Genomic DNA, 4,862 nt, shown 5'->3' with positions numbered 1-4,862 from the left:
GAAGCGGGGCGCACGGCCGGGGGCGGGGCGATGCTGAGGGTGCACTTCACGGCCGAGGACCTTCTCCACGTGACCTTCGCCCCCGAGCCGCTGCCGCTGGTGGAGCTCGGGCTCGCCCTCGCCGCCGTCCAGCGCACCGACGCGCCGGCCGTTTTCGGCCGCTGGCGACACCGGGCCCTGCGCGAGCTGCCCGGCCGGGCACGGCCCCTGTTCGACCTGCTCCGCCCGGACGGCGACAACCCTCCGTTCGTCGAGCCGTACGCCCGGACCCTGGACGAGGGCCTCGCCGACGTGGCCGCCGCGGCCGGGCGCCTCACCGGCCGGGAACTGCACCGCGCCGCCGCCCGGGCGCCCGGTTCGGCGTCCTGGCTGCGCGCCCTGTGGGACGGCGACCGGGAGGCGTGGACCCGGCTCGACGGTGCCCTGCGGTCCGCGTACGAGGCCGTGGTCGCCCCCCACTGGCCCCGCATCCGGCAGTCCTTCCGGGCCGACGTGGCCTGGCGCACCCGGCTCCTGGCCGCCCACGGCATCCGGGCCTGCATGGCCGGCCTCCACCCGCGGGCCGGCTGGGACGGCACGGTCTTCGAGGTCGCCGCACCCCCGCACCACGAGGCCCGCCTCGGCGGGCGCGGCCTGGTGCTGATGCCCTCGTCGTTCTGGACCGGGCGCCCGCTGCTGGCGGGCCACCCCTCGGGCGCGCACGTGCTGCTCTACCCGGCGCTGACCCCGCTGCCGCTGGTCGGGCCGGAGCCGGCCGAGGGCCCGCTGGACGCGCTGCTGGGCCGGACCCGGGCGGCAGTGCTCCACCTGCTCGTCGAGCAGCGCACGACGACCGAGGTCGCCCGTGCCCTCGGCATCAGCCTCCCCTCGGTCTCGGAGCACACCCGCACCCTGCGCGCGGCCGGGCTGATCACCACGGAGCGCGACGGCAAGGCCGTCCTGCACTCGGCCACCGCCCTCGGCGTGGACCTCCTCCACAGCGGCCGCTGATACCCGACGTTTCGGCGGGCGCCGAAACCATCGCGGGTCCCGGCCCCTGCGCTCGACCATCGGTGCCGCGGGGCCCGCCACGGGGGCCGCCCCGCCGACGGATGAGGAGACGAAGCGATGGCACGTACGTCGATCCGCACGAGGCTCGGAGCAGCGGCTGCGGCAGCCCTGGCGGCCGGGACCGCCGTCCTGGCCGCGGCCCCGGCGCAGGCTGCCGCGTCCGGCTGGGCCGATTGCCCGGTGGGCTCCGTGTGCATCTACGCGGGCACCAGCGAGCGCTCGCCGATCATCTGGGAGCGGTCCCGGGCAGGCACGTACAACCTCTCGAACATGTACGACGACCACCTGATCTACAACAACCAGACCGACGGGTGGAAGTTCTGGACCTGCGAGGGCTACAACGGGACCCGCTGCTCGACGGGGTACCTGCCGGCCGGCCATTACATGATCAAGAACCTCACGCCGGTCAACTCGGTCCGCATCACGCCGTGATCTGCTGAAACGACGGCGCACGGAGCCTGGCGGCCCCGGGGGAATGTCCTCGGGGCCGCTTGCGTTTCGGCAGGTGTGGCAGAAAGTTCGAGTTTCAACTAAACTCGAGGCAGAAGGAGGCCGACCATGCCTGCAGTGACCGTCGAGAACCCGTTGACGCTTCCCCGCGTCGCCGCACCGCCGTCCCAGGAGACCGCCGCCCGCAAGGTGCTGGCCGTCGTGACCGCGCCGAGCGGCTTCGAGGGCGAGGGCTTCCCGGTGCGCCGCGCCTTCGCCGGGATCAACTACCGCTACCTCGACCCGTTCATCATGATGGACCAGATGGGCGAGGTGGAGTACGCGCCGGGGGAGCCGAAGGGAACCCCGTGGCACCCGCACCGCGGCTTCGAGACCGTCACGTACCTGATCGACGGCACCTTCGTCCACCAGGACAGCAACGGCGGCGGCGGAGTCATCAACGGCGGTGACACCCAGTGGATGACCGCCGGCTCGGGCCTCCTGCACATCGAGGCCCCGCCGGAGTCCCTCGTCGTCAGCGGCGGGCTCTTCCACGGCCTCCAGCTGTGGGTGAACCTCCCCGCCTCCGACAAGATGATGCCCCCGCGCTACCAGGACATCGGCGGCGGCAAGGTCAAGCTGCTGACCACCCCCGACGGCGGCGCCCTGCTCCGCGTGATCGCCGGTGAGCTCGACGGCCACAGCGGCCCGGGCATCACCCACACCCCGATCACGATGATCCACGCGACGGTCCGGCCCGGCGCGCAGCTCACCCTGCCGTGGCGCGAGGACTTCAACGCCCTCGCCTACGTCATGGCCGGGCGCGGCAGCGTCGGCACGGACCGGCGGCCCGTCGAGACCGGCCAGACGGCGGTGTTCGGCGAGGGCGGCTCCCTCACGGTGCGGGCGGAGGCCTCCCAGGACTCCCACACCCCGGACCTGGAGGTCGTCCTCCTCGGCGGCCGCCCGATCCGCGAGCCCATGGCGCACTACGGGCCGTTCGTCATGAACAGCCGCCAGGAGCTCCAGCAGGCGTTCGACGACTTCCAGGCGGGCCGGCTGGGGACCATCCCCACCACCGCCCGGGAGCACACGAGCACCGTGGAGCAGCACTCCTGACGGGCTCGGTCGCGCCCCGTGGCGTAGGGGCGCGGGGAACTGCGCGACAGGCCCCCGCCGGCCCGCGGTTCCATGACCGGACCGCCGGCGGAGCTAGCGGCGCAGGGCCTCGGCGGGCTGGGTGCGGGAGGCCCGCCAGGCCGGGTACAGCCCGGCGAGGACCCCGGTGACGAGCCCGATCAGCGGCGCAACGGAGACCGTCAGCGGCGACATCACCGGGGTCCAGTCGCGCAGCGCGGACACCCCGACCACGGTCAGGGTGCCCAGCGTCGTGCCCACCAGGCCGCCGACCGTGCCCTGCGCGGCCGACTCGGCCAGGAACTGGGCGGTGATGTGCCGCCCGCGCGCCCCCAGCGCCCGGCGCAGCCCGATCTCCCCGGTCCGCTCCAGGACGGCGACGAGGGTGGTGTTCGCGATCCCCACGGCCCCGATGACCAGGCAGATCGCGGCCAGCAGCAGGAACAGCTGGTCCAGGTCGGAGGTCACTCCGGCCCGCAGCGTCCGCGGATCCGGCGGCGGCGCCGGGGTCAGCCAGTCGGGATGGTCCGGGCGCAGCGCCAGCGGCAGCTCGGAGGCCACCTGCTGGGCCGCCCCCAGCTCGGTCACCACCATCATCCGGGCCCGCTGGGCGTTGTCGGGCGGCCCCCACAGCCGTTCCGCGGTGCCCCGGGGCACCATCACCGACAGCAGCAGGTCGGGTTTGCGCTCGGCGCCGCCCGCGATCCCGATCACGGTGAACGCGTGGTCGCCGATGAACACCGCGGGCCGGCTCTCCAGCGTGGTGATGCCCAGCCGGGCCGCCATCGCCGAGCCCACCACCGCGACCTGTTCGGCGCGCCCGTCGTGGAAGGCGTCGTAGGCCCGGCCGGCGCCGAGCGTGAGCCCGGCCGCGCGCAGCATGCCGGGGGAGGCGGCGACGACCGGGATCCGCTCCCCCGCGGCCCCGGCGACCGGGGCGGACCGCACGGTCGTCTCGCCGAGCGGCACCGGCCAGAACACCCCGGCGGCGGTGACCCCGTTGAGCGCGCCCGCCCGGGTGTCGGCGTCCTTCGGGAAGGCGTTCGGGACCTGCCGGGCGAGCTGCGGATCCCCGCCGCCCGCGGTGTCCTGGACCCCGACCTCGGTGGCCGTCAGGGCGTTGAAGCGGCTGTCGATCTGCGAGGACGCGGTGGCCGTCAGGCCGAGGATCGCCACGAACGTGCCCACGCCCAGCACCGTGCCGAGGCCCGTGAGCGCCGACCGGGCGGGCCGCTGGAGCATGCCGGCGAGCGCCTCGGACAGCAGGTCGCGCAGCGACAGCCGGGACGGGGCGATGGCAGCGGGGGCGCCGCCACCCCCGCCGCGTGCCCAGCGCCGCCACCGGATGCTCCCGCGAGGCCGTCTCATGTCCGGACCACCTCGCTCAGGACCCCGTCGCGGATGGACACGGTGCGCCGGCCCCGTTCCGCGACGTGCGGGTCGTGCGTGATGACCAGCAGGGTCAGCCCGTCGGCGTGCAGCTCGTCCAGCAGGGCCAGGACGGCACCGGCGGTCGCCGTGTCGAGGTTGCCGGTCGGCTCGTCGCACAGCAGCAGCGAGGGCTCGGAGACCAGGGCGCGGGCGATGGCCACGCGCTGGCGTTCGCCGCCGGACATGCGGGTGGGGAGGTGGCCGCTGCGATGGCCGAGCCCGACGCGCTCCAGGGCGGTACGGGCCCGGTCGGCGCGCTGCCCGCGGGGGACGCCGTTGTAGACCATCGCGAGGAGGACGTTCTCCAGGGCGCTGCGGTGAGGCAGCAGGTGGAAGGACTGGAAGACGAACCCGATGCGCTGTCCGCGCAGGGCCGTGCGGTCGCGGTCGGGGAGGGAGCCGGTGTCGATGCCGTCGAGCAGGTAGCGGCCGCCGGTCGGGGCGTCGATGAGCCCGGCGACGTTCAGGAACGTCGACTTCCCGGAGCCCGAGGGACCGACGACGGTGACGTACTCGCCGCGGTCCACCGTCAGGTCGCAGGGCCGCAGAGCCTGGACGGGCGGCGGGCCGGGATAGGTCAGCCCGACACCCTCGAACCGGACGACCGGCACCGGGTCCGCGCCGGAGAGGTCCGGGGCGGAGCCCTTGGCGGTGGGGCCCGGGTCGGGGGCGTCCGTGCCGGTGGGGCCCTTGGCAGTGGCGTCCGTGGCGGTGGGGCCCTTGGCAGTGGCGTCCGTGGCGGTGGGGTCCGTGGCAGTCCGGACCGTGGCGGTCGGGTCCGTGGCGGTCGGGTCCGTAGCGGTGGGGTCCGGGGC

5 protein-coding genes are annotated in these 4,862 nt (G+C 75.0%); 3 read left to right on the top strand and 2 right to left on the bottom strand.

Annotated features, from left to right (window positions below):
* From HYE82_RS34015 to HYE82_RS34005, 3 genes are all read left to right on the top strand, one after another.
* Window positions 1-990, top strand: a 990-nt coding sequence (locus HYE82_RS34015) for a winged helix-turn-helix domain-containing protein (RefSeq protein WP_218783366.1), incomplete at its 5' end; no start/stop codon positions are given.
* 117 nt (window positions 991-1,107) lie between these two features.
* A complete protein-coding gene (locus HYE82_RS34010) occupies window positions 1,108-1,482 on the top strand; it encodes a hypothetical protein (RefSeq protein WP_179178078.1) in 375 nt (124 codons plus the stop codon).
* Window positions 1,483-1,608: 126 nt separating this feature from the next.
* Window positions 1,609-2,598, top strand: coding sequence for a pirin family protein (locus HYE82_RS34005; RefSeq protein ID WP_179178077.1), 990 nt, complete (start codon window positions 1,609-1,611; stop codon window positions 2,596-2,598).
* Window positions 2,599-2,691: 93 nt separating this feature from the next.
* On the opposite strand, the gene HYE82_RS34000 is transcribed toward HYE82_RS34005, so the two are convergent.
* Window positions 2,692-3,984 (bottom strand): ABC transporter permease, encoded by a 1,293-nt coding sequence (locus HYE82_RS34000; RefSeq protein WP_179178076.1) that lies wholly within the window; start codon window positions 3,982-3,984, stop codon window positions 2,692-2,694.
* Window positions 3,981-4,658, bottom strand: coding sequence for an ABC transporter ATP-binding protein (locus HYE82_RS33995; protein WP_179178080.1), 678 nt, complete (start codon window positions 4,656-4,658; stop codon window positions 3,981-3,983). Before HYE82_RS33995 ends, HYE82_RS34000 begins: the two co-directional genes overlap by 4 nt.
* Window positions 4,659-4,862 lie beyond the last annotated feature (204 nt).

The sequence above is a fragment of the Streptomyces sp. BR123 genome, from assembly GCF_013401435.1.
GTDB lineage: Bacteria > Actinomycetota > Actinomycetes > Streptomycetales > Streptomycetaceae > Streptomyces.
This window is presented reverse-complemented; position numbering and strand designations above follow the sequence as displayed.

Excerpts from the sequence above, each read along its gene's own strand:
- HYE82_RS34010 (WP_179178078.1), top strand. The coding sequence starts at position 1,108 with ATGGCACGTACGTCGATCCGCACGAGGCTCGGAGCAGCGGCTGCGGCA.
- HYE82_RS34005 (WP_179178077.1), top strand. The coding sequence starts at position 1,609 with ATGCCTGCAGTGACCGTCGAGAACCCGTTGACGCTTCCCCGCGTCGCC.
- HYE82_RS34000 (WP_179178076.1), bottom strand. The coding sequence starts at position 3,984 with ATGAGACGGCCTCGCGGGAGCATCCGGTGGCGGCGCTGGGCACGCGGC.